This is a genomic window from Streptomyces scabichelini (genome assembly GCF_011045015.1).
In the GTDB taxonomy this organism is placed as follows: domain Bacteria; phylum Actinomycetota; class Actinomycetes; order Streptomycetales; family Streptomycetaceae; genus Streptomyces; species Streptomyces scabichelini.
Window position 1 is genome coordinate 1 of the sequence record NZ_JAAKZY010000001.1, and the last position, 22,850, is coordinate 22,850.

At 71.8% G+C, this 22,850-nt stretch carries 21 protein-coding genes; 13 read left to right on the forward strand and 8 right to left on the reverse strand.

The window, feature by feature from the left end; translation table 11 throughout:
- The first annotated feature begins 5 nt into the window (after positions 1-5).
- Positions 6-1,091 carry an O-antigen ligase family protein gene (locus G5C60_RS00005; RefSeq protein WP_420907328.1) on the forward strand — a complete coding sequence of 362 codons (1,086 nt, stop codon included), beginning with the start codon at positions 6-8 and terminating at the stop codon, positions 1,089-1,091.
- A 9-nt stretch (positions 1,092-1,100) separates the two neighbouring features.
- Here G5C60_RS00005 and G5C60_RS00010 read toward each other — a convergent pair whose 3' ends face one another.
- Both G5C60_RS00010 and G5C60_RS00015 read right to left on the reverse strand, forming a co-directional pair.
- Positions 1,101-1,658: a hypothetical protein gene (locus G5C60_RS00010; protein ID WP_165254026.1), complete on the reverse strand. Its 558-nt coding sequence runs from the start codon at positions 1,656-1,658 to the stop codon at positions 1,101-1,103.
- A gap of 96 nt (positions 1,659-1,754) precedes the next feature.
- On the reverse strand, positions 1,755-2,540 hold the full coding sequence (locus G5C60_RS00015; RefSeq protein ID WP_165254027.1) for an aspartate/glutamate racemase family protein: 786 nt from the start codon (positions 2,538-2,540) through the stop codon (positions 1,755-1,757).
- 58 nt (positions 2,541-2,598) lie between these two features.
- On the opposite strand from G5C60_RS00015, the gene G5C60_RS00020 reads away from it, so the two are divergent.
- A complete protein-coding gene (locus tag G5C60_RS00020; protein WP_338145627.1) occupies positions 2,599-3,774 on the forward strand; it encodes a glycosyltransferase in 1,176 nt (391 codons plus the stop codon).
- Between the two features lie 4 nt (positions 3,775-3,778).
- On the opposite strand, the gene G5C60_RS00025 is transcribed toward G5C60_RS00020, so the two are convergent.
- Entirely contained in the window at positions 3,779-5,050 is a 1,272-nt protein-coding gene (locus G5C60_RS00025) for a TerD family protein (RefSeq protein ID WP_165254158.1), read from the reverse strand.
- Positions 5,051-5,344: 294 nt separating this feature from the next.
- Here G5C60_RS00025 and G5C60_RS00030 point away from each other — a divergent pair, with 294 nt between their 5' ends.
- The 4 genes from G5C60_RS00030 to G5C60_RS00045 all read left to right on the forward strand — a co-directional run bounded on the left by G5C60_RS00030 (position 5,345) and on the right by G5C60_RS00045 (position 10,056).
- Complete coding sequence (locus tag G5C60_RS00030; protein WP_165254028.1) at positions 5,345-5,794, forward strand: DUF6643 family protein; 450 nt, start codon at positions 5,345-5,347, stop codon at positions 5,792-5,794.
- Positions 5,795-5,848: 54 nt separating this feature from the next.
- The gene (locus G5C60_RS00035) at positions 5,849-6,673 is read left to right on the forward strand and encodes an MOSC domain-containing protein (RefSeq protein ID WP_165254029.1); all 825 of its coding nucleotides are present in this window, start codon (positions 5,849-5,851) and stop codon (positions 6,671-6,673) included.
- A 161-nt stretch (positions 6,674-6,834) separates the two neighbouring features.
- A complete protein-coding gene (locus G5C60_RS00040; RefSeq protein ID WP_165254030.1) occupies positions 6,835-7,440 on the forward strand; it encodes an Rv1733c family protein in 606 nt (201 codons plus the stop codon).
- Between the two features lie 180 nt (positions 7,441-7,620).
- Positions 7,621-10,056 carry a right-handed parallel beta-helix repeat-containing protein gene (locus G5C60_RS00045; protein ID WP_165254031.1) on the forward strand — a complete coding sequence of 812 codons (2,436 nt, stop codon included), beginning with the start codon at positions 7,621-7,623 and terminating at the stop codon, positions 10,054-10,056.
- On the opposite strand, the gene G5C60_RS00050 is transcribed toward G5C60_RS00045, so the two are convergent.
- Positions 10,026-12,470 (reverse strand): hypothetical protein, encoded by a 2,445-nt coding sequence (locus tag G5C60_RS00050; protein WP_165254032.1) that lies wholly within the window; start codon positions 12,468-12,470, stop codon positions 10,026-10,028. The genes G5C60_RS00045 and G5C60_RS00050 overlap by 31 nt on opposite strands.
- A 303-nt stretch (positions 12,471-12,773) precedes the next feature.
- On the opposite strand from G5C60_RS00050, the gene G5C60_RS00055 reads away from it, so the two are divergent.
- Both G5C60_RS00055 and G5C60_RS00060 read left to right on the forward strand, forming a co-directional pair.
- A complete protein-coding gene (locus G5C60_RS00055; RefSeq protein ID WP_165254033.1) occupies positions 12,774-13,622 on the forward strand; it encodes a DeoR family transcriptional regulator in 849 nt (282 codons plus the stop codon).
- A 112-nt stretch (positions 13,623-13,734) separates the two neighbouring features.
- Positions 13,735-14,214: an SRPBCC family protein gene (locus G5C60_RS00060; RefSeq protein ID WP_165254034.1), complete on the forward strand. Its 480-nt coding sequence runs from the start codon at positions 13,735-13,737 to the stop codon at positions 14,212-14,214.
- A 132-nt stretch (positions 14,215-14,346) separates the two neighbouring features.
- Here G5C60_RS00060 and cds1 read toward each other — a convergent pair whose 3' ends face one another.
- Positions 14,347-15,444, reverse strand: a complete 1,098-nt coding sequence (gene cds1, locus G5C60_RS00065; RefSeq protein ID WP_165254159.1) for an L-cysteine desulfhydrase Cds1 — start codon at positions 15,442-15,444, stop codon at positions 14,347-14,349.
- 343 nt (positions 15,445-15,787) lie between these two features.
- Here cds1 and G5C60_RS00070 point away from each other — a divergent pair, with 343 nt between their 5' ends.
- Both G5C60_RS00070 and G5C60_RS00075 read left to right on the forward strand, forming a co-directional pair.
- Positions 15,788-16,111, forward strand: coding sequence for a hypothetical protein (locus G5C60_RS00070; RefSeq protein WP_165254035.1), 324 nt, complete (start codon positions 15,788-15,790; stop codon positions 16,109-16,111).
- A gap of 183 nt (positions 16,112-16,294) precedes the next feature.
- Complete coding sequence (locus G5C60_RS00075) at positions 16,295-16,855, forward strand: ATP-binding protein (protein ID WP_165254036.1); 561 nt, start codon at positions 16,295-16,297, stop codon at positions 16,853-16,855.
- Between the two features lie 23 nt (positions 16,856-16,878).
- Here the strand turns inward: G5C60_RS00075 and G5C60_RS00080 are convergent, their stop codons facing one another.
- From G5C60_RS00080 to G5C60_RS00090, 3 genes are read right to left on the reverse strand one after another with little or no spacing between them, the layout of a single operon-like run.
- Positions 16,879-19,440 (reverse strand): ABC transporter permease, encoded by a 2,562-nt coding sequence (locus tag G5C60_RS00080; protein ID WP_165254037.1) that lies wholly within the window; start codon positions 19,438-19,440, stop codon positions 16,879-16,881.
- Positions 19,437-20,213 carry an ABC transporter ATP-binding protein gene (locus G5C60_RS00085; RefSeq protein WP_206438919.1) on the reverse strand — a complete coding sequence of 259 codons (777 nt, stop codon included), beginning with the start codon at positions 20,211-20,213 and terminating at the stop codon, positions 19,437-19,439. Before G5C60_RS00085 ends, G5C60_RS00080 begins: the two co-directional genes overlap by 4 nt.
- Positions 20,210-20,515 carry an SHOCT domain-containing protein gene (locus tag G5C60_RS00090; RefSeq protein WP_165254038.1) on the reverse strand — a complete coding sequence of 102 codons (306 nt, stop codon included), beginning with the start codon at positions 20,513-20,515 and terminating at the stop codon, positions 20,210-20,212. Before G5C60_RS00090 ends, G5C60_RS00085 begins: the two co-directional genes overlap by 4 nt.
- A 188-nt stretch (positions 20,516-20,703) precedes the next feature.
- Here G5C60_RS00090 and G5C60_RS00095 point away from each other — a divergent pair, with 188 nt between their 5' ends.
- From G5C60_RS00095 to G5C60_RS00105, 3 genes are read left to right on the forward strand one after another with little or no spacing between them, the layout of a single operon-like run.
- Positions 20,704-21,267, forward strand: a complete 564-nt coding sequence (locus G5C60_RS00095; RefSeq protein ID WP_241266370.1) for a TetR/AcrR family transcriptional regulator — start codon at positions 20,704-20,706, stop codon at positions 21,265-21,267.
- A gap of 57 nt (positions 21,268-21,324) precedes the next feature.
- Positions 21,325-21,909: a DUF4865 family protein gene (locus G5C60_RS00100; RefSeq protein WP_165254040.1), complete on the forward strand. Its 585-nt coding sequence runs from the start codon at positions 21,325-21,327 to the stop codon at positions 21,907-21,909.
- Positions 21,906-22,814, forward strand: coding sequence for a phosphotriesterase family protein (locus G5C60_RS00105; RefSeq protein WP_165254041.1), 909 nt, complete (start codon positions 21,906-21,908; stop codon positions 22,812-22,814). Before G5C60_RS00100 ends, G5C60_RS00105 begins: the two co-directional genes overlap by 4 nt.
- Positions 22,815-22,850 lie beyond the last annotated feature (36 nt).

Below are 22,850 nucleotides of genomic sequence, written 5' to 3' on the forward strand. Positions count from 1 at the left end.
GCGGGGTGGGGTCCACAGGGATGACGTCGGCGGCCGGCCCGGCGTCGGCGTACGAGAGACGCACCGTGTCGGACGTGACGGGCGTGATCGCGCTCGGAGCCTGCGCGACCTGGTCCCTGATCACCGCGTCGGCGCACGGCGGCCGCCCCGAGGGGGTGCTGCTCGCGGTGCTCGCCGTGGCCGCCGGTTACGCGTCGGGGCGGATCTTCGGGACGCTCCTGCCGGTCGCCGCCCCCTGCGCGGCCGCGCTCGCGGGGCTCGGGCTCGCGATCGCCGCCCCGAACACCGCGCCGGGGCCGCAGGTCATCTCGCCGCTCGGGCAGACCGGCGCCACCGCGGCTCTGCTGACCCTGTCCGCGGGGGCCGCGTGCTGTGCGGCCTGGGCGGCGCGCCCGCCGGTGCTGCGGCTCGGGCTGCGACTGCTGGCCGCGGGAATCGCGGTGGCCGCGGCCGTCCTGGGCTCGACGGCGGGTTTCGTCGCCTGCGCGGGCGTGCTGCTGTGCTCCCTCGCCGCCGACCGCATGCATCGCCGGGCCCTGGGACTCGCGGGCCTCGCCCTCGCCACGGCCCTGGTGACCGGAGCGACCTGGGCCGTCGCCGAGAACGTACTGCCGGACGGTCTGACCTCCTCCCTGGAGGGGCAGCTCACCCAGCAGCGGGTCCAGCTGTGGCGCGACGCGCTCGACATGGCCCGCCTGGAGCCGGGGCTTGGCGTCGGCCCCGGTCGGTTCCCGGAGCTGAGCCCGACGGTCACGCAGTCGCCGCTGCCGGAGGGCAAGCCGTACTCCGCGCCGTTTCAGCAGGCGGCCGAGCAGGGCCTCGTCGGCGTGGTGCTGCTCGCCGCGGTGTTCTGCTGGATGCTGTACGCGCTGTGGCGCGCGCCGCGCCCCACGCCGGTCGCCCTCACCGCGGGCGCCGCCCTGACGGCGCTGGCCGCGATCGCCGCGGTCGGCAACGCGCTGAGCCTCCCCACGGTGACGGCGGGTGCGGGTCTGCTCGCGGGGCTCGCCACGGCCCGTCCCCTGCCCGGGGTGCCAGAGAGCGCCGTGGACCAGGACGGACGCACCCGCAGCGGTCGGCTGGGACCGTGACAGCCGGTGTCAGAGGGCGGTGCCCCGAGTGGTCGTCCTGAGCCGGTCACGGATGACCCGTACCGCCGCCTCCGCGTTGTCCACCGTGACCGTGAACGAGTGGCCGTCGCCGAGACGGAGCACCAGGCCCTCGCCGCGCCGGACCACCACGGCGGTCCCCTTCTCGGGCCGCCAGCGGTAGCCCCAGCCGCCCCAATGGCGCGGTGTGACCCGGGGCAGGAAGTCCGCGCCGGTGATGTGCGAGAGAGGAATCCGGCGGCGCGGCAGGCCGATGTGGCCGCAGCGCACTTCGAGGCACTCCTTGTCGACCTTCACGGCGACGTGCACGAACGCGAGCGTGCCGAAGAGGACCAGGAGTCCCCCGGCGATGCAGCCGATCACGGACATGAGGAGCGGGGCGATGCCCGATGTCCAGGCCGAGTCGACGGCCAGCTCGATGCCCAGCGCCATGCAGGCGGCACCGCCCAGCGCGAGCAGCCACTGCACGCGGTTGGTCGCGCGGCCGTGCCAGACCTCGGGATTCGGGGCGTCGGCGGGCCCCTGTTCGCCGTGGGGGTGGTCCCTCATGCCTGTGAGAGTACCCAGGTTCCGCAGCGCGGGCATCGGGGTGCGGACAGTTACTGCTCCAGGCGGGCGTCAGGTGTCCGATTCGTGGTGAGACGTTCAGTGTGCGGGGCTGACGGCTTGCAGCAGCCTGCCCTCGTCGTACGTCAGGGCGGCCGCGGGCAGTGCCGCCTCGCGTCCGCTGAGCAGCACCGTGAGGGTGCCCTGCGCGGGCGCCTGCGGGGCGGGGTCGTCGCCGATCCGGCGCAGCGCCTGGGCGGCCACCGCACCGGCTGAGCCGTGCAGGACGAGCGGGGCGGCGCCGGGTTGCTGCACGGCCGCGCGGATGCGCTCGGCGACCAGTTCGTAATGGGTGCAGCCCAGGACGACGGCCCTTACATCGTCCGGGGTGAGCACCGCGGCGGCGGCGATCGCCCGGTCGACTGCGGCCTCATCGGCCTGCTCCACGGCGTCAGCCAGTCCCGGGCACGGCACTTCGGTGACGGTCACGCCTGCGGCGAACTCCCGGATGAGACCTCGCTGGTAGGGACTGCCCGTGGTGGCGGGCGTGGCCCAGATCGCGACGGGTCCGCCGCCCGCCGCGGCAGGCTTGATCGCCGGAACCGTACCGATGACCGGCAGGTCCGGTTCGAGGCGGGCGCGCAGGGCGGGCAGGGCGTGCACGGAGGCGGTGTTGCACGCGACGATCAGCGCGTCGGGCCGGTGGACCGCGGCCGCCTCGGCGACGGCGAGGGCGCGTGCGGTCAGATCCTCCGTCGTGCGGGGTCCCCACGGCATGCCGTCGGGGTCGGAGGAGAGCACAAGGTCCGCGTCGGGCCGCAGACGGCGTACCACGGCGGCCGCCGCGAGCAGTCCGATTCCGGAGTCCATGAGCGCGATCTTCACCCGGTCACCATAGACGATCCGCCTCAACGGGCCGCCGTGGTGGGGCAGACTGCGGCGGGTGAACGCCCTTGTGTGGACCGCCGCCGGTTCGTTGGCCGCATGGCTGTGGCTGCTGCTGGGACAGGGCTTCTTCTGGCGTACCGATCTGCGGTTGCCGCCGCGCCGGGAGCCGGCGGACTGGCCGTACGTCTGCGTCGTCGTACCGGCGCGCGACGAGGCGGCCGTGCTCCCGCGCAGCCTGCCGTCGCTCCTCGCACAGGACTATCCGGGGCGGGCCGAGATCTTCCTCGTCGACGACGGGAGTTCGGACGGCACCGGACAGCTGGCCCGTGAGTTGGCCGAGCGGCACGGCGGGCTGCCGCTGACCGTCGGCTCGCCCGGGGAGCCGCCCGCGGGCTGGACGGGCAAGCTCTGGGCCGTACGGCACGGGATCGGCCTGGCACGCGCTCGTGCACCCGAATACTTGCTGCTGACGGACGCGGACATCGCCCACGCGCCGGAGAGCCTGCGGGAGTTGGTGTCCGCGGCCCGCACCGGAGGCTTCGATCTCGTCTCGCAGATGGCGCGGCTGCGAGTCGAGAGCTTCTGGGAGCGGCTCGTGGTGCCCGCCTTCGTGTACTTCTTCGCGCAGCTGTATCCGTTCCGCTGGATCGCCGTGAAGGGGTCACGGACGGCGGCCGCGGCGGGCGGCTGCGTCCTGTTGCGTGCGGACGCCGTCGAGCGGGCCCGGATTCCGGACGCCATCCGGCAGGCCGTGATCGACGACGTGGCACTCGCGAAGGCGGTCAAGGGCTGCGGGGGCCACATCTGGCTGGGGCTCGCCGACCAGGTCCACAGTGTGCGCCCCTATCCGCGGCTGCACGACCTGTGGCGGATGGTCTCGCGCAGCGCCTACGCCCAGTTGCGGCACAACCCGCTGCTGCTGGTCGGCACGGTCGTGGGCCTGGCCGTGGTGTACCTGGTACCGCCGGTGGCGCTCTTCGTTGGTCTCGCCGTGGGGAGCGCGTGGGCCGCCACGGCAGGCGGGTTCGCGTGGCTGCTGATGACAGCGACGTATCTGCCGATGCTCCGTTACTACGGGCAGTCGCCCCAGCTCGCTCCGCTGCTGCCGTTCACCGCGTTCCTGTACCTCCTCATGACGGTGGATTCCGCGGTGCAGCACTACAGGGGGCGCGGCGCCGCCTGGAAGGGGCGCACCTACGCCCGTCCCGATGCGGCGCCCGAACAACAGTGAGGGGTCACTTCCTGCCGGGGGTCCAGTTCATGCCCCACCCATAGGCGTAGTCGACGGTGCGCTGCGGGCTCACCCCGCGCTCGGGAACCAGGAAGCGGGCCTCGCGCTGGACGACGAGGTCATTGCCGGTGTTGGTGATGAGAGCCAGTGCGCACACCGTCGAGGGCACGGTGCACTCGCCGAGCGAGAAGTCGATGGCAGCACCGTGCAGCGGCTGGAGGGTCACCGTGGCGTCCAGGTCGGCGAAGGAACGCGCCCCTTCGTAGATGGTCACGAAGATCAGAATCCGGCTGAGGTCCCGCATGTGGTCGAGATTGATGCTGAGGTTCTCGCCGCTGGACACGGCACCGGTGCGGTCGTCGCCGTCGAGGTGGATGTACGGGGGCTGGTGCAGCGCTCCGAAGGCGTTGCCCAGCGCCTGGACGACACCCTTGCGGCCGTCGGAGAGCTCGTACAGGGCACACAGATCGAGGTCGAGGTCCGCGTGCATGGCGACCGCCTGGCCCAGTTTGCTGCGCCACCCCGAGAACTGCTTGCGAACCTGCCAGTTGAGGTTCACGCGCATGGCGCCGGAGGTGCCGCCCTGCTTGGTGAGCGAGACCGACGGGGCTTCCTTCGTGAGCGTGACCTTGGTCAGGCGCACCGGGGCAGCGGGCGGCGGTGCGGCCGGCGCGGCCGGTGGTGTCATCGGCGGGGCGACGGGCGCCGGCGCGGGCGGCGGCGGTGTCATGGGCGGCGCGGGCTGCGCCGCCTGCTGCGGTTCGTCCACCGAGATCCCGAAGTCCGTGGCCAGCCCCTCCAGTCCGCTGCTGTAGCCCTGCCCGACGGCGCGGAACTTCCAGGCGCCCTGACGGCGGTAGAACTCCCCGAGCACGAAGGCCGTCTCGACGGTCGCGTCCGCGCTGTCGAAGCGCGCGATCTCCGTACCCTGCTGGGCATCGAGGACTCGGATGTACAGACCGGGCACCTGCCGGAACGTGCCGCCGTCCGTCGAGGCGGCGACCACCACGGTCTCGACCGCGGGCTCCACGCGCGCGAGGTCGACGAAAAGCGCGTCGCTCACCTGGCCGCCGACGTCCCGCTTGCCCTCGTGCCGCACGGCCCCGGAGGCGTGCGCAGGCTGGTTGTAGAAGACGAAGTCCTCGTCGGACCGGACCTTTCCGGAAACCAGCAGCAGCGCCGAGGCATCCGCGTCGGGCACGCCCGGGGCGGAACGCCACCCCAATTCGACGCGAAGTCCGGCCGTCGGCACCGGAACATTCGAACCTTTAGGCATTGACATGTCCGCCCCCATCGGGTGTCACCGCGTCAGACCGCGCCTCAGTACATTCAATCGTTGTTCGCCAACCTATTCCCCCGAGCGGCGAACGCCCATGACCTCGCCCTCGAGAAGGTCACGCCAACCGCCGGTAACCCGCCGGGAACTCGGCCTTTACAAGATGTGAACGTGGACCGGTGCCCCTTTTCGACAAGTTCGCTCGCATTAGGGATCCCCCGTCACTGCCGACACGAAAAACAACCCTCTTATCGGTCTCCCCAACCAGCACATCGTGGGCTTAACTTATGTGCCATGACCTCCCCCCGCTCCACCTATGGCGGCGGTTACTACTCCGCCTCCTTCCCGGACACTCCGATCTACGACTCGCTCGTCGCAGAGCGGGGTACCCCGCAGATCGCACCGATCCGGGTGCCCGCCGCGTACGACTCAGGCAGCCATCTGCCCGCGCTTCCGGCAGCGCTGCCCGCCCTGCCGGCCGCTCCTTCTCACCAGAGCCCTTCGTACGGCTACCCGCAGGCCCAGCAGCCCCAGCCGCTGCAGCAAGCCGCGGCGCCCTACATCCCGCAACAGCAGACAGCCGGACCGCGCGGGTACCCGGGCGCCCAGGCCCAGCAGCCGCAGCGTCCCGTGGCGGGAGGCACGGGCTACGAGGCGATGCGCCCCGCGGCTCCCCGTCCTGCCCCGGCGCCGTATCAGGATCCGTACCACGGGCAGCAGCAGCAGTACCGCGGCGGATACTGAGGTCTCACCGGTCTCCTGGCGGGGGTTGTCGGTGCCGGCTGGCAGGATGACGTCATGTCGAAGCCGGTACTGCACTCGATTCACGTCTATCCGCTCAAGGCGGCCAGGGGCCACGCCCCGCGCGAAGCCGTCGTGGAGCCGTGGGGCCTTGCGGGCGACCGACGTTGGGTGCTGATCGACGAGTCGAGCCAGGTCATCACCCAGCGTGCGCATCCACGCATGGCGTTGACCGCCGCCGAGCCGCTGCCCGGCGGCGGTGTCCGGCTGTCCGGGCCCGGGGTCGAGTCGCTGACCGTTCCCGTGCCCGAGCCGATCGGCACGACGACGGTCGAGATGCCGCGCGACAAGGTGGAGGGGGTCCCCGCCGATGCCGCGGCACACGCCTGGTTCAGCGACATTCTCGGTGTCGACGTGTCTCTGGTGCACCTCGACGACCCGGCCACGCGCCGCCCCATCGACCCGGCGTACGCGCGTCCGGGCGAAACCGTCAGCTTCGCCGACGCCTACCCCCTGCTGCTCACCACCGTCGCTTCCCTCGACACTCTCAACGCCCTGATCGCGCGGGGTGACCGGCCCGACGAGGGCCCGCTTCCCATGAACCGCTTCCGGCCGAACGTGGTCGTCGAGGGCACCGAGTCCTGGGCCGAGGACGGCTGGTCACGGATCGCGATCGGCGAGGCCACCTTCCGGATCGCCAAGGCCTGCGGGCGCTGCGTCGTGACCACCACCGACCAGTACACCGCCGAGCGCGGCGGGGAGCCGCTGCGCACGCTCGGCCGCCACCGGCGCTTCGACGGCAAGCTGGTCTTCGGGCAGAACCTGGTGCCGGAGTCCCTTGGCACCGTGCGTCTGGGAGATCCGGTCCGAATCCTCGAATAGGCCCTCACGAGGGGAACCACAGCGCCGGGCACGCCCGTTGAGCCCCTGTGAGAAGTTCATGAGAGGCCGGTGCGAGGGGTGATTTCGCTCTCTCTTCCCCGGCCCCGTGCGTGGACGGCTCCGCTGGGGGTTATCACGGACGCGGAAGGGGGTGCGGGACATTGCGGGCCATCAGGGGACTCTGGCGCTGGCGGCGCAACCCGCTGCGCCGTACGACCGATCTCGCCGAGGCCTGGGTGGCACTGGCGGCGCTGCTGCTCATCCTGGTCGCCGCGCCCCTGGTCGGGGCGCTGGTCGGCGGAGCCGCCCAGGACGCGCTGCAGGAGTCCGTACGGCAGCAGCGGCTGGACCGTCACCTGGTGGAGGCGACCGTCGTCAAGCAGGCGGACAGCACCCCGCTGGACCCCGATCCCGAGACGTCCTCGGCCCGCGACTCCCACAACCGTGTGCTCGCCCACTGGACGGGCCCGGACGGCACCGAGCAGCACGGCACGGTCATGGCCGCCCTCAAGTCCCCGCAAGCCGGTGACCGGTTCACGCTGTGGACCGACGAGCACGGCCGAATAGTGGCCCGCCCCCTGGACACCGCCACCGCGACGACGCACGCCGTCCTCGCCGGATTCGGTGCGGCCGCCGTCTGCGCCGGACTCGTGGAGGGCTCCCGGCGGCTGGTCGTCTGGCGCATGGTGCGGCGCCGGTACGCCCGTTGGGACCAGGCGTGGTCGCAGGCGGGCCCGGACTGGGGCAGGACCGGCACGGGCAGCTGACAGCCTCCCGCCGCGGTCAACTCCCCCTCCCTGCGCACGCTACGGTGGACCGGCCGAACTGTTCGGCACCGTCGTGAGAGGCTGTTTCCGAACCCCCGTGAGCTGACCGGACGGGGGCGAGGGGGAACGACGACAGCCTCTCAGGACCCGCGTACGACGAGGTGGGGGCACAACAGCGCCATGGCACAGGGCACGGTCCAGGTGACGCACACCGGCACGTCTCGGTGGCGACGCCGCACGGGTGAGTACGCATCGCTCGCCGCCGCCCTGGAGGCCGCGGGCGACGGTGACGTCCTCACCGTCGCTCCTGGTACCTACCGGGAGAACCTCGTCGTCCAGCGGACGGTGACCCTGCGCGGCCCGGAGGGCTCCCCCGGTTCCGTACGCATCGCGCCCATCGACGGCGTGCCGCTGACCGTGCGCGCCTCCGCCATGGTCCAGGACCTGCTTGTGGAGGGTCAGGACGCGGCAGCGCCCGCGCTGCTCGTCGAGGAGGGTGCGCCGGAGCTCACGGACATCCGGATCGTCACGCGTTCCGCGGCCGGCATCGAGGTGCGCGGCGGTGCGCGTCCGACCGTGCGGCGCTGCACGGTGGACAATCCGGCGGGCGTCGGTATCGCCGTACTGGACGGCGGGGGCGGCGTGTTCGAGGACTGCGAGGTCGTGTCCGCCGGCCAGTCGGGCATCGCCGTGCGCGGTGCCGCCCATCCGCGCCTGGAGCGCTGCCGGGTGCACCACGCCTCGGGCGCGGGCCTGTCGGCGACGGGCGAGCACTCCGCGCTGGAGGCCGTCGGCTGCGAGGTGTACGAGGTCAGGGGCAGTGGCGTCCAGGTCACCGCTCGGGCCACGGCGCATCTCACCGACTGCGATGTCCACCGGACGACGGCGGACGGCGTCACGCTCGACACGGACGCAGTGCTGACGCTCGCCGACTGCCGGATCCACGACATCCCGGAGAACGCGGTCGATCTGCGCTCGCGTTCGGTGCTCACGATGACCCGCTCCACCGTGCGGCAGTTCGGGCGCAACGGCCTGTCCGTGTGGGATCCCGGCACGCGCGTGGACGCCAACCAGTGCGAGATCCATGACAGTACGGGCGACTACCCCGCGGTGTGGGTGAGCGACGGGGCGACCGCGGTGCTCGACTCGTGCCGGGTGCACGACGTGCCGGACGCCCTCTTCGTGCTCGACCGCGGCTCGCGCGCCGACGTCGTCGACAGCGACCTGTGGCAGGTGCGCAACACGGCGGTGTCCGTGAGCGACGGCGCCACCGCACAGCTCGACGACTGCCGGATCCGGGACGCCGCGACGGGCGCCTGGTTCCGGGACCACGGCAGCGGCGGCACCCTGTCGGGCTGCACCATCGACGGTGCGCAGACCGGTGTGATCGTGACCAAGGGCGCCGACCCCACCGTCGAGCGCTGCACCGTCACCTCGCCCGCGGAGGCCGGTTTCTACGTATCGGCCGGGGGCCGCGGCAGCTTCCACGGCTGCCGGGTCACGGGCAGCGGCGGCTACGGCTTCCATGTGATCGACGGCTGCCGTACGACGCTCAAGAAGTGCCGTACGGAGCGGTGTGCGCGCGGGGGTTACGAGTTCGCGGACGCGGGCGGCGACCAGGCGTCCGGCAGCGGGCCCGTTGTCGAGGACTGCACGAGCGACGAGAGCGCCGGCGTGGGGTCTCCGGCACCGGAGACGGCCGTAGAGACGACGAGCCGGTCCCCCGGTCTGCTGGGCGCGATCCCGGGCCAGCGCACGACCGAGCAGGAGCCGCTCATCACCGCTCAGGAACCCGCACCGCCGACGCGCACGTCGAAGGCCGTGCTCGGTGAACTCGACACGCTGGTGGGCCTGGACAGCGTCAAGCGCGAGGTACGGGCCCTCACCGACATGATCGAGGTGGGGCGCCGCCGTCAGCAGGCCGGCCTGAAAGCGGCTTCGGTCCGGCGCCATCTGGTCTTCACAGGCTCCCCCGGCACGGGCAAGACGACGGTCGCCCGGCTGTACGGCGAGATCCTCGCCTCGCTCGGCGTCCTGGAGAAGGGCCATCTCGTCGAGGTGTCCCGGGTCGACCTGGTCGGCGAGCACATCGGCTCCACGGCGATCCGTACGCAGGAGGCCTTCGACAAGGCGCGCGGCGGCGTGCTGTTCATCGACGAGGCGTACGCGCTGTCCCCGGAGGACTCGGGACGCGACTTCGGGCGCGAGGCCATCGACACGCTCGTGAAGCTGATGGAGGACCATCGCGAGGCGGTGGTGGTGATCGTCGCGGGGTACACGGCCGAGATGGAGCGCTTCCTGCGGGTCAACCCGGGGGTGGCGTCCCGCTTCTCACGGACGATCACCTTCAGCGACTACGTTCCCGAGGAGCTGCTGCGGATCGTGGAGCAGCAGGCCGAGGAGCACGAGTACCGGCTGGCGCCGGGCGCGGGCGAGGCGCTGCTGAAGTACTTCACGGCGATCCCGAAGGGGCCGGCGTTCGGCAACGGCCGCACCGCGCGGCAAACCTTCGAGGCGATGGTGGAGCGGCACGCGGGGCGGGTCGCCCAGTTCGACGAGCCGAGCACGGACGACCTCACCCTTCTCTACGCCGAGGACCTGCCCGAGCTGCCCTGAGGCTCGCCGTCCGCGCTCGGGCCGGGCTGAGGACCGTCGCCGGGCGGCGGCGTGTCCGGATCGGGTTCATGGGGTCCTGGGGATCCGCTTTCCGGGCGCGGCCCCGGCACATCCGGCCTCAGGCGCGCGAGCAGCCGCTGCCGCTCCTCCGCGAACACCGGGTCGGCCTGGTAGTCGGAGTGCCCGAGGATCGGTGCGGGCAGCGGGTGCTCCGCGGTGCGGCCGTATGCGAGGGGGTCCTTGAGGGCCTCGCGGTCGACCTGGGGGCCGCAGTCGCCGGGCAGCCGGACTGGGCCGCCGATGGGGTCGGTGGCGCGGTGGAGGTTGCGCCAGCAGTCGATCTCGCGGTGCAGGCCGCTGAGCGCGTCGGGACCGAAGTGGGCCGGGAACCAGCGCCCGTAGAGCCGCTCCAGCGGTGAACCGTAGGTCAGCAGCGCGACCCGCTTGCGGACGGACGGTGTGAGCTGCCAGGCAGCGGCGGCCGCGAGGACACTGCCCTGGGAGTGCCCGGAGATGACGAGCCGTCCGCCCGTGGTGCGCGTCCACGTGGCCATGCGCCAGGTCAGGTCGGGCACGGCGCGCTCGGCGTAGCAGGGGGGCGCGAAGGGGTGCGCCGCGCGCGGCCAGAATGTGCCGACGTCCCACAGGATGCCGATGGTGCGCCGGGCGGAGGGGTCCTTGTAGGCGCGGCGGCCCCAGGTGACGAACAGTATGAATCCGACGCCGATCAGCCAGGAGCCGAGCGCCTGCGCGGTCTCGGCCGCGCCCGCCACGAAGGCGTACGCCCCTTCCGCGGCCTCGCCCGGCACCTCGTCGGTCGCCATGGCTCCCACGAGGGCCACGACGCCCAGGAACAGTGTCACGGTGGAGGTGATGCCGATGATGCGGGGCGCCCGGTCGGTGAGGGCGGCCATCGCACGCGTGCGCGCGATGCGTCGGGTGCGCTCGGTGTCCTTGGGCTCCGAGGGGTAGTCGCCTTCCACCTCGCTCATCGCGGCGCGGCGCAGTTGCACCGTGCGCCTGGCCAGCCAGGCGAAGAGCACCAGGAGGACGACGATGAGGGGCGGGATGACGGACGCCTGCCACGTCAGGAACACCGGCGGGCCGTCGATCGATCCTCCGGTTCCGTCCAGCCAGTCGGCGACGCGCTGGGCCACGCCGCCGGAGAACACGCCGCCGAGCGCGCAGGCCAGCATGGCGACGGCCGGTCCGGCCAGGCCGCGCATCGCGGTGCGGGTGTCGGGGTGGGCGCGGTACAGGAGGTGGGCCACCACGCCCATCGCGATCACGAGCAGGCCCTGGACGAGGGCGATGCCGCCGAAGGTCCCGTCGCCCGGCAGCCGCCCGCCCGACCGCCAGTCCGGACGCGACCAGCCGGCGTACAGGAGGGCGAGGGCGAGCAGGACGAGTGCGCCGATGGGCAGCCAGCGCACCACGGTCTGGTCGACCTGCCGGTCGAGCCGGCTCTCGCTGCGGCCCCTGCGGCAGACGACCCACACCACGACGACCGCGCCCACGACGAGCGTGGCGTTCAGGAGCCAGCCGAGCGCTTCCAGGACGACCGGTCCGCCGTCCTCGCGGTCGTAGCGGGCGGCGGTGCTGCCGACCCCGGCGGCGACCGTCAGCAGACCCGCGGCGGTGTGGGCGGCGCGCAGCCGGGCCACCAGCCTGCGCCCGTACCAGAAGCCGGGGCGGCCGAGGCCCAGGCGGCTGGTGGCTTCGTCGAGGTCGGCCCCGTCGGTCATCGGCTGCTGGGACTCGTACGCGCTCCAGGTGCGGTGGGAGAGGTACCACAGCAGGCCGGTGAGGGCGGCCGGCACCAGGGAGGCGAGGGCGAGGCGACGGCCGGGCTGGGTCCACCAGCCGCGCTCGGAGTCGGCGGGCGAGAGGAAGCCCAGCCAGGAGTGGTCCGCGGCGCACGCGCGCTTGCCCGCGCACTGCCAGGCGGCCAGGTCGAGGGCCACCTCGCAGGCGGCGGCGACCAGCAGCACCGTGAGCGTGAGGCTCACCAGCCGGACGAGCAGGCCGTACAGGCGTACCGGCCGCGTTCGGTTGTCGCTCACCGTGGGCCGCATCCAGTGGGCCAGATTGGCCACCATGAACGGAAGGAGCAGCAGCCACAGAGCGCGGGCGCCGTTTCCGGACGTGAGGTTGCACCACACGTACGCCTCGGGCACCGGTTTGCCCCGGTAGTCGTCGGGCCGCTGCTCCGCGTCGGCGTCATCGACACGGCGGTAGACGGCGGCCGTCTCGTCGCCGGAGATCCGCACCGTGCGCGGATCGTTCAGCATCTCCTCCGGCGTGGTGCCGCCGACACCGTGGACCAGGAGTTCAAGGGCGGTGTCGGCCGTTTCGGGCCGCCGCTCGGGGCCGGCCGCCTCCCCTGTCGAGGCACGCTCTTGTGAACGCTCCACTGTTTTCGCTTCCCCCGTGATGCCGCGCGGCATGTGTCATACGTCATGTGTCATGTGCAGAGACAAGGGTCCCGGCTTCGGGGCCGGTGCGCACCCCTCGTCACGGAATCTCCCCGATCCGTGTGACAGTGACGGCCAGAAGTTGCCCGGGCGGCGTGTGCGGGTCGGTACAGGCAGTGGAGCGAGCTGTGGTCGCCCATGCGAGGATGGGGCGTCGTCGGGGTCGGAGACGGGGAGAATGTCCTCGTCGGAGGGGCTTCAAGAGGGTGTCGGGCAGGACGTGGCGAAGGGACCGGAGCGGGCGTGAGTGAGAATCAGAACCTCCTCGCGGAGCAGCGACGCGCTCTGATCCTCGACGAGGTCCGGCGGCGCGGCGGCGTCCGCGTCAACGAGCTCACCAGGAAGCTCGGTGTCTCCGACATGACGGTCCGCCGTGACCTGGACGCACTCGCCCGGCAGGGCGTGGTGGAGAAGGTGCACGGCGGCGCGGTCCCGGTGGTCGAGGCGAGCACCCACGAACCGGGCTTCGAGGCCAAGTCGGGTCTGGAGCTGACCGCCAAGGAGGACATCGCGCGGGCCGCAGCGGCCCTGGTCGCACCGGGCACGGCGATCGCCCTGTCGGGCGGCACGACGACGTACGCGCTCGCCCACCAGCTCCTCGACGTGCCGGACCTGACCGTGGTGACCAACTCGGTGCGTGTGGCCGACGTCTTCCATGCGGCACAGCGCTCCTCGGGGCAGCGGCAGGGGGCGGCCACGGTCGTGCTGACGGGCGGTGTGCGCACGCCCTCGGACTCGCTCGTGGGGCCGGTCGCCGACCAGGCGATCGGGGCGCTGCACTTCGACTTGTTGTTCCTGGGTGTGCACGGCGTCTCGGTCGAGGCGGGGCTGTCGACGCCGAACCTCGCGGAGGCCGAGACCAACCGGCGTCTCGTGCAGTCCGCGCGGCGCGTCGTCGTGGTCGCGGACCACACCAAGTGGGGCACGGTGGGGCTGAGTTCGTTCGCCGCGCTGGAGCAGGTCGACACGCTGGTCACGGACGCCGGACTGCCCGCCGAGGCACGCGCGGAGATCTCCGAGCATCTGCGGCGCCTGGTGGTGGCGGGCGAGCCCGACAACGATGCAGACGGCACAGACGGTACAGACATCTGACGGTCCGCCAGTTATCTTGGCCGTGCGCAGCTCGGCGGTGCGCCGGCGCTCTGCCGCTTCACCTCGGGTTTGATGCTGACCGGATTCCGTTCCCGCGAGGGGGTTTTCGTCCATGGCTCGCCGACTGCGCCCGGTGGGGCTCGACTTCGTCCGGACCGCCCCTGTGCGTCTGGTGTTCGCGCGGGGGGTGACCGCGCCACCGGAGGCGGTCTTCCGCGCGCTGGCGGAGGACGTGGCGGGCTGGCCGGAGTGGTTCTCGGCGGTGACGCTGGCCCGGCCGACCGGGGACGGCGCCGGGCGGCAGATCCGGCTCAAGGGCGGGACGCGCTTCCAGGAGACGGTGATCGCGGCCGAGCCCGCCGAGGTGTACACGTATCGCGTCGACGAGACGAACGCTCCCGGGGCCCGTGCCCTCGTCGAGGAGTGGCGGCTGACACCGAACGGGACGGGCACCCGGGTCCAGTGGACCTTCGCCGCCGACGGGAACGCGGCGTTCCGGTTCGCTGTGAAACTGGGGCGGCCGGGCCTGGGACGCGCGTTCCGGGACGCAGCGACGAAGCTGGACCGGCGACTGACGTCCATGCCGGCGTGACCGTGACGGGGTGCACGCCCAAGCGCTCCGCTGGAAGTGCGGTCGGGAATCTGCGGGCCGTCTGTGGCTGGTCGCGCAGTTCCCCGCGCCCCTTAAGGGGCGCGGTGCAGCACCGGACTTCGCCGAATGCGCCTAGTCCGGCCAAACCCCCGTAGCCAGCAGTGACTCGATCGCCTTCGCATACGGTGCGATGTCCAGCCCCTGCCCCGCCAGCCATTCGTCGGAGTAGTACTTGTCCAGGTAGCGGTCCCCGGGGTCGCACAGCAGCGTGACGACGCTTCCGGTGCGGTCCGTGGCCACCATCTCGGCGATGATCTTCAGGGCGCTCCACAGCCCGGTGCCCGTCGAGCCGCCCGCCTTGCGGCCGATGGACTGTTCCAGTGCCCGTACGGCGGCCACGCTCGCCGCGTCCGGCACCTTCATCATCCGGTCGACGGCGCCCGGCACGAAGCTCGGCTCCATGCGTGGCCGGCCGATGCCTTCGATGCGTGATCCGCAGTCGGTGGTGACGTCCGCGTTGCCCGTCGTCCAGCCCTCGAAGAAACAGGAGTTCTCCGGATCGGCCACGCAGATGCGGGTGTCGTACTGCATGTAGTGCACATAGCGCGCGATGGTTGCCGACGTACCGCCGGTGCCGGCCGTGGCGACGATCCACGCGGGCTCGGGGTAGCGCTCCAACTCCAGCTGGCGGTAGATCGATTCGGCGATGTTGTTGTTGCCGCGCCAGTCCGTGGCCCGTTCCGCGTAGGTGAACTGGTCCATGAAGTGGCCTCCGGTATCGGCCGCGAGGCGGGCGGACTCCTCGTACATTTTCCGCGGGTCGTCCACGAAGTGGCACTGCGCGCCGTGGAATTCGATCAGCCGGCACTTCTCGGCGCTCGTGGTACGCGGCATGACCGCGATGAAGGGCACCCCGATCAGCTTCGCGAAGTACGCCTCGGAGACGGCCGTGGAGCCGCTGGACGCCTCGATGACGGGGCGGCCGCGCCGGATCCAGCCATTGCACAGGCTGTACAGGAACAGCGAGCGGGCGAGGCGGTGCTTGAGGCTGCCGGTGGGGTGAGTGGACTCGTCCTTCAGGTAGAGGTCGATGCCCCACTTCTCGGGCAGCGGGAAGCGCAGCAGGTGTGTGTCGGCGGAACGGTTGGCGTCGGCCTGGACCTTGCGTACGGCTTCCTTGAGCCAGTGCCGGTACTCCGCGTCGCTGTGGTCGACATCGAGTGTGGCCATCGGCTCGTGAGTGCGGGCCTGCTGTGGGGTAGTCACGGCCGGGCTCCTTAAGGGTGGGCCGACGCCGGATCGCGCGGGTCGGACGCCTCGATCATAGACACCTTCCGCACGCTTCTCACCTGCATAAACGTACCTTTGAGCATCTCAAAGGAACCCCTGGCACAAGGACAGGGGGCGCACCCGCCCGAGTGCGCCGAACCGCGCGCGTCAGGCCCGCATGCGCACTGGTGCTCGACGCGAGGGACGTGCACACTGCACCGCACGGGACGGCGATCCCGAGTGGGACGCACACTGGTTCAGGACCACCGGAGCACAGCCGTAGCGCACAAGGGGGCGGGGCATCATGGCGGAGCCGGAGTTCACGGCCACGGGCGTACGGATCGGAAAGAGGCTGCGTTCGCTCACCCGGGCCGGACAGGTCCGGATCAGCGGCGGCAGGCTGGAGTTGCTCACCAGTTACGGCAGCGAGATCGACAGCGCGCCGGTCCAGGCGGTCCGCGCGTCGAAGCCCTGGTTCGCCCATGACGACCGCGCGTTGGCGGACGTCAACGGCACCCGTTACACACTCACCCTGGGCGAACACGACCCCGCTCCGGGGGAGCCCGGGCCGCCCGCCGCGCGCCGGTTCATCGAGGCGGTGCGCAAGGCGGCGGGGCACGGCCGCTGAAAGTGACACGAGTTGCAGGACCCCACCTCCTGAGTCACGCTGATCCCACGTAACTCTGGGTTTACCGGCGATAACGCTGCGAACCAGCCCGCCGGCCACGAACAGCAGGCGGCCATTGCACGCAGGCACTCTGCTGGATCCGTACTCGTCTTCTTCCGGACCTCAATTCGGGGAGTCGCAGCCGTGATCAGTCAGCCAAGCAGGCACTGCACGGTGGAGCTCCAAGCCCTGCCGTCGCGGATCGGCCAGGTCCGCAGGATCGTATCGGCGCAATTGCGCTACTGGCATCTCGACCCCTTGATAGACCGGGCCGCGCTCGGTGTGACCGAGCTGTTGACCAACGTTCACCGGCACGCCGAGCCCGACAAACTGTGCACCGTGGAGATCGAGCTGCTGCTCGACCGGCTCACGGTCTCGGTGCGTGACCGCGACCCCCGCCTTCCCGAGGTACGGGACGTCGACGCCACCGCCACCTGCGGTCGCGGTCTGGCGATGGTCGCCGCCATGAGCGAGAGCTGGGGTGTGCGTCCGGACGGCGAGTCAGGCAAGGTCGTGTGGTTCACGCTTCCGGCGTCCGCCCGCACGGTGGAGCTGCCCGCCCGTACGCCGTACAACGCGGGCGCGGAAACTGTGTCTCCCACGTCTCCCACGCCTACCGCGTCTCGCAGCTTCGCAGAGGTGGAGGAGGCGGCGGGCGGGGTCAGGTCCGGACACGCTCCCGCCCGGTCGGCCGTTGCCGGCTGACCGGGCGGTGACCTGGGCGCCCCTCATTCGGTGGCGATGGCCCGCAGCACGTCCAGGCGTGCCGCCCGCCGGGCCGGGCGCAGGCCCGCGAGGGCTCCGGCCGCGAGGCCCACCAGCGCCACCACCACGAGCTGCGTGGGCGGCAGCGAGAAGGCGAAGGCACTGTCGCTGGCGCCGTCGGACGCCTTGACGAGCACCCAGCCGAGGAACCCGCCGAGAACGAGTCCGCCCACCGTGCCGAACGCGGCGACCAGGACCGACTCCCAGCGGACCATGGCGCGCAACTGCGCCCGGGTCTGCCCGACGGCCCTCAACAGGCCCAGTTCGCGGGTGCGTTCGTGGATCGCGAGCGTCAGCGTGTTGGCGATGCCGAGCAGTGCGATGAGTACGGCGAGGGCCAGCAGCGCATAGACCAGGGTGAGCATCATGTCGATGCCGCCGGCCGAGGACTGCGCGTACTCGTCGCGGGTCTGCACCTCGGGATTGCCGTACGCTGCCGCGGCCTTCTCGACCGCCGCCTTGCCGTCGGCCGCGCTCACGCCGTCCTTGAAGGAGACGGCGATCAGGGTGTCGGAGTCCTGGGTGCGGTGCGGAGCCCAGGCGTCGCGGGTGATGACGTAGTCTCCGGCGAGTTCCGACAGGCCGTAGACCGCGCGAACCGTGAAGGTCTCCTTCTTGCCGTCCGTGAAGGCGAGTTGAGCCTTGTCGCCGGTCTTGAGGCCCAGCTTGTCGGCCTCGTTCTCGGTGATGGCGATGCCGTCGCTGCCGAGGTCCCGCATCGAGCCCTTGACCTCGCCGAGGTCGAAGGTCCGCTCGAGCGCGGCCGGGTCGGTGACCGTCAACGGGCGCCCCTTGCCTTCGACTTCGGCGACACCACGCCCGAGACCGACCGCCGTGTCCACCTCGGGTCGCTCCCCGATCGCGCCGGCGAGCTTGGGGCTCAGTCCGCTGCCGCCCCCGCCGAACGACGGGGTGCTGACCGCGACGTCGCCCGCGAAGGACCGCGACACCGTCTGGTCCATGGTGGCCTTCAGTGAGGCGCCGAACACCGTGAACAGCGAGACGACGGCGACGCCGATCATCAGCGCGCTCGCGGTGGCGGCGGTCCGCTTCGGGCTGCGCAGGGCGTTGCGCCGGGCGAGCCCGCCGGTGACTCCGCGCAGCCTGTCGAGGGGGCTGCCCAGGACACGTACGGCCGTGGTGGACGCGACGGGGCCCAGGACGACGAAGGCGGCGAGTGCCAGCAGGGCGCCGGTGCCCGCGAGCCACAGGGAGGGGCTCAGGAGCACGCCGGTCAGCGTGACGGCGACGGCCAGCGCGCCGAGTCCGCCGCCCACGACGGCGCGGGTGCGGGACGCGCCGGACTGGTCGACGGCCGTCTCCCGCAGCGCGGCGAGCGGTGCGGTGCGGCCGGCGCGGACGGCGGGCAGCAGTGCGGAGCCGAGGCAGACCACGATGCCGACCGCCAGCGGCAGCAGCATCGACAGGCCGCTGATCACCAAGTCGCCTTCTGGGAAGGGGAATCCGATGGCCGGGAACAGCGCCTGCATTCCGGCCGCGATACCGATGCCGCCCGCGAGGCCCGCCACGGACGCGACCACGGCGACGGCGCTCGCCTCGACGAGGGTCGAGACGGTGACCTGGCGACGCGAGGCGCCGAGAGCACGCAACAGGGCGTTCTCCCGGGTGCGTTGGGCGACGACGATCGCGAAGGTGTTGTGGATGGAGAAGGTCGCGACCAGCAGCGCGATACCGGAGAACACCAGCAGGAACGTGGTGAAGAGCGTCAGGAACTGGCCGGAGATCATGTCGGTGTTCTCCTCGGCCGACTCCTGACCGGTGATCGCCTCGATCCCCTTGGGCAGTACGGGAGTCAGGGCGTCCACGAGCTCCTGCTGGCTGGTGCCGGGGCCGGCCCGCACCTGGATGGTCGCGGCCTCGCCGGGCTTCGCGGTCAGGTACTTCTCGGCGTCGGCCTGCGTCATGCCGGTGAAGGTCACCTGCGCCATGCCGTCCTCGCCGCCGAAGGTCGCGAGGCCCACGATGGTCACCTTGACCGGGTCGGGCGTGCGCAGCGTCGTCGTGTCGCCGATCTTCAGGTCGCCCTGCTCGGCGGCGCCGCGGTTGACGACGACCTCGCCGGACTTCGACGGGGCGCGTCCTTCGGCGAGTCGGTACGCGTTGAGCTTCGGGTCGTCGATCCAGTTGCCCGCGAGCGTGGGCGGGCCCTGGCCGCCGATGGGGTCGCCGTCGGCGCCGATGAGCTGGCCCGCGCCCTCGATGTTGGGCACGGCGGCCGCGACACCGGGTGTGTCCTCGATCGTCTTCACCAGGCCGGTGTCGACGGGCTGCCGTACACCCTGGCTCTCGCCCGGCGTGGTGATGGTGTCGGCGCTGCGGACGACGGCGTCGGTGCCGCTCGTCGCGTTGCCGAACATCGTGTCGAAGCTGGCGCGCAGGGTGTCGCCCATGACGAGGGTGCCGGCCAGGAAGGCGACTCCGAGGAGCACCGCGAGGAACGTACCGGCGAAGCGCCGCTTGTGGGAGCGCAGGGACGACACGCTGATGCGCACGGACGCGTTCATGAGGGCGCCCCCTTGCTGTCGAAGGCCTTCAGGCGGTCCAGGACCTTGTCGGCCGTCGGGGATTCCATCCGGTCCACGAGGCGCCCGTCGGCGAGGAAGACGACTTCGTCGGCGTGCGCGGCGGCGACCGGGTCGTGGGTGACCATGACGACGGTGCGATCCATCTGCCGTACGGCCCGGCCGAGCAGGCCGAGGACCTCCTCGCCGGAGTGCGAGTCGAGGTTCCCGGTCGGCTCGTCGGCGAAGACGACATCGGGCTGGCCGGCGAACGCCCGCGCCACGGCGACGCGTTGCTGCTGTCCGCCGGAGAGTTCGGCGGGCCGGTGGTGCAGTCGGTCGCGCAGGCCGACGACGTCCACGAGGGCGTCGATCCACTCCCTGGACGCCCGCCCGTTCCTGCTGCCCGCGAGGTCCATGGGCAGCGTGATGTTCTCCGCGACGGTCAGTGTCGGCACCAGGTTGAAGGCCTGGAAGACGAAGCCGATGCGGTCGCGGCGCAGGAGGGTGAGGCGGCGGTCGTCGAGCTTGCCCAGTTCGGTGTCGCCGATGAAGGCCGCGCCGGAGGTGAGGGTGTCCAGGCCCGCCGCGCAGTGCATCAGGGTGGATTTGCCGGAGCCCGAGGGCCCCATGATCGCGGTGAAGCGGCCGGCCGGAAAGGTCACGTTCACGCCGTCCAGGGCGCGGACGGCGGTGTCGCCGCTGCCGTACACCTTGACGGCGTCGGCGACACGCGCTGCGGTCTTCGTGCTGTTCGTGGCGGTCACGGTGCTCATGCCGCACCGCCCTTGCCCGTACGCCCGAACTGCTCGTCCAGGACGGAGAGCCGGCGCCAGTACTCGTCCTCGTCGATCTCGCCGGAGGCGAAGCGGCGGCCGAGCATGGCGATCGGCGAGTCGCCGGTCGGGGGCGCGTCGGCGGGGCGGGTGTCGGTCATGCCGCGCCACGGTCCGCGGCGACCGCGCCGGACGGTGCGGCGCAGGACGGTCCCGACGCCGATCACGACGGCCGCCCAGATCAGCGGGAAAAACAGGATCCACGGGCCGGGCCCGCCGTCCCAGTGCGCCAGGGTCTGCATCTGAAGTCATCTCCTCGATGGCTGTTCCGGTGATGCTTCGAGACTCGCCCCGGGAGGGGGTCCGGGTCGTCGTACGGCCAGCGGCAGTGCGCGTACCTCCCCCGGAGTACGAACGCGGTCTTCAGCTGCTCCCTCGGCGGCTGTAGCCATGGATGGAGTTTGTACCTACTAGTATGTACAGTGCTTTCATGAGCACCCCGGAGCGATTGATCGAGTCCACTCGCGAGCTGCTGTGGGAACGCGGTTATGTGGGCACCAGCCCCAAGGCCATCCAGCAGCACGCGGGGGCCGGGCAGGGCAGCATGTACCACCACTTCAAGGGGGGTAAGCCCGATCTCGCGCTGGCCGCGATCCGGCGGACGGCACAGGAGATGCGCGCTACCGCCGAGGGAGTACTGAGCGGCCCCGGATCTCCGTACGAGCGCATCGAGGCCTATCTGCGGCGCGAGCGTGACGTGCTGCGCGGCTGCCCGGTCGGGCGGCTGACGATGGACCCGGACGTCGTCGGGAGCGACGAGTTGCGCGCGCCCGTCGACGAGACGCTGGACTGGCTGCGCGAACGGCTTGCCGGGATCGTCGAGGAGGGCCAGGAGCGGGGCGAGTTCGCGCCCTCGCTGGACGGCGAGGAGATCGCCGCGACGATCGTCGCGACCGTCCAGGGCGGCTATGTGCTGGCGCGCGCTTCGGGCTCGTCCGCGGCCTTCGACACGGGGGTTCGCGGCCTGCTCGCCCTGCTCCGACCCACCCGCTGAAGCACCGCTGTTGCCTTTCCGCCGCGCTCTCCGCCGACGCCTTTCTGGAGGCAGCCCGTGCACGCCATGCAGTACGAGATCACCTTGCCCGCCGACTACGACATGGACATCCTCCGCGGCCGGGTGTCCCGCGTCGGCCACCTGCTCGACGACTGGGACGGGCTCGGATTCAAGACGTACCTGATGCGCGAGCGCGGCGTCGACGGTTCGCCGGTCAACCAGTACGCGCCGTTCTATCTCTGGAACACCGTCGAGGGCATGAACTCCTTCCTCTGGGGAGGCCCTTTCCAGGGGCCCGTCAATGACTTCGGGCGTCCGGCGGTACGGCAGTGGACGGGACTCTCGTACGACACCGGAGTCGCCGTCGGCTCCCCCGCCCAGGTCGCGGTGCGGCGACGGCAGCAGGTGCCGGAGGGAGTGGAGCTGTCCGAGGTGATGGCTGAAGCGGTGCGCGAGGCCGGGCGGCTGGCCGCGCTGGAAGGCGCCGTCTGCGCGGCCGCCGCCGTGGATCCGGGGCGCTGGGAGCTGTTGCACTTCTCGCTGTGGGACCACGACGCGCCCAAGGCGCCGGGAGACGTGTTCCGGGTGCTGCACATGTCGGCGCCCGAACAGGACCGGCTGCCGCGGGGCCGGCAGTGGTGAGCACCGTCCGTACGGTCCTCGGAGACGTACTCCCCGAAGCTCTGGGCCTGTGCGACGCGCACGACCACCTCTTCCTCAGCAGTCCTCAACTCCCCGGCCAGGAGCTGCGCGAGGCCTCCGCGGCGCGGGCGGAGCTGGCCGCGTTCCGCGAGGCGGGCGGCGGGAGCGTGGCGCAGTGGACGCCGTACGCCATGGGGCGCCGGGCGGCGGACCTGCCCCTGCTCTCCCGTGACGTGGGCGTGCACGTGATCGCGGCGACCGGACTGCATCAAGCCGCCCACTACGAAGCCGAGTTGCTGACGCGACTGCGGGGCGGGCTCGCCGAGCTCTTCGTCGCCGAGCTGACGGAGGGCATCGGCACGTCCGGGGTCAGGGCCGGGCTGATCAAGGTCGCGGGCGGCTTCCACGCCTTGGACGCCCATGCCCGCTGGACGATGACCGCGGCGGCCGAGGCCCACCATGCGACGGGCGCGCCCGTTGCCGTCCACCTGGAGCTGGGGACGGGTGCGCTCGACGTACTCGACCTGCTGTGCGGTGAGTTGGGCGTGCCACCGCACCGGGTGATCCTCGGACACCTCAACCGCTCCCCCGACTTCGCCGTGCATCGCCAGGCGGCGGAAGCAGGCGCCTTTCTGGCCTTTGACGGCCCCTCGCGCGCGAACCACGCCACCGACTGGCGCATGCCGGATGCCGTACGGGCCCTCGCCGAGGCCGGTTTCGGCCATCGGCTCCTGCTCGGCGGCGACACCACGACGGCCGGGGCGCGCTCGGTCGACGGTGGGCCGGGGATGCCGTATCTGCTGCGTCGGGTACGGCCGCGGCTCGAACTCGCCCTGGGAAAGGACCTGGTGGAGCGGGTTCTCACCGTGAATCCGGGGGACGCCTTCGCCGTGGAGTGGCGGTAGGCGGTGGGACGGTAGGGCGGTAGGCGATCAAGTCGA

What these genes read in the sequence shown, in the direction of transcription:
- G5C60_RS00010 (WP_165254026.1), bottom strand. Translation starts at nt 1,658, where the DNA reads ATGAGGGACCACCCCCACGGCGAACAGGGGCCCGCCGACGCCCCGAAT.
- G5C60_RS00025 (WP_165254158.1), bottom strand. Translation starts at nt 5,050, where the DNA reads ATGCCTAAAGGTTCGAATGTTCCGGTGCCGACGGCCGGACTTCGCGTC.
- G5C60_RS00030 (WP_165254028.1), top strand. Translation starts at nt 5,345, where the DNA reads ATGACCTCCCCCCGCTCCACCTATGGCGGCGGTTACTACTCCGCCTCC.
- G5C60_RS00035 (WP_165254029.1), top strand. Translation starts at nt 5,849, where the DNA reads ATGTCGAAGCCGGTACTGCACTCGATTCACGTCTATCCGCTCAAGGCG.
- G5C60_RS00045 (WP_165254031.1), top strand. Translation starts at nt 7,621, where the DNA reads ATGGCACAGGGCACGGTCCAGGTGACGCACACCGGCACGTCTCGGTGG.
- G5C60_RS00060 (WP_165254034.1), top strand. Translation starts at nt 13,735, where the DNA reads ATGGCTCGCCGACTGCGCCCGGTGGGGCTCGACTTCGTCCGGACCGCC.
- cds1 (WP_165254159.1), bottom strand. Translation starts at nt 15,444, where the DNA reads ATGGCCACACTCGATGTCGACCACAGCGACGCGGAGTACCGGCACTGG.
- G5C60_RS00070 (WP_165254035.1), top strand. Translation starts at nt 15,788, where the DNA reads ATGGCGGAGCCGGAGTTCACGGCCACGGGCGTACGGATCGGAAAGAGG.
- G5C60_RS00080 (WP_165254037.1), bottom strand. Translation starts at nt 19,440, where the DNA reads ATGAACGCGTCCGTGCGCATCAGCGTGTCGTCCCTGCGCTCCCACAAG.
- G5C60_RS00085 (WP_206438919.1), bottom strand. Translation starts at nt 20,213, where the DNA reads ATGAGCACCGTGACCGCCACGAACAGCACGAAGACCGCAGCGCGTGTC.
- G5C60_RS00090 (WP_165254038.1), bottom strand. Translation starts at nt 20,515, where the DNA reads ATGCAGACCCTGGCGCACTGGGACGGCGGGCCCGGCCCGTGGATCCTG.
- G5C60_RS00095 (WP_241266370.1), top strand. Translation starts at nt 20,704, where the DNA reads ATGAGCACCCCGGAGCGATTGATCGAGTCCACTCGCGAGCTGCTGTGG.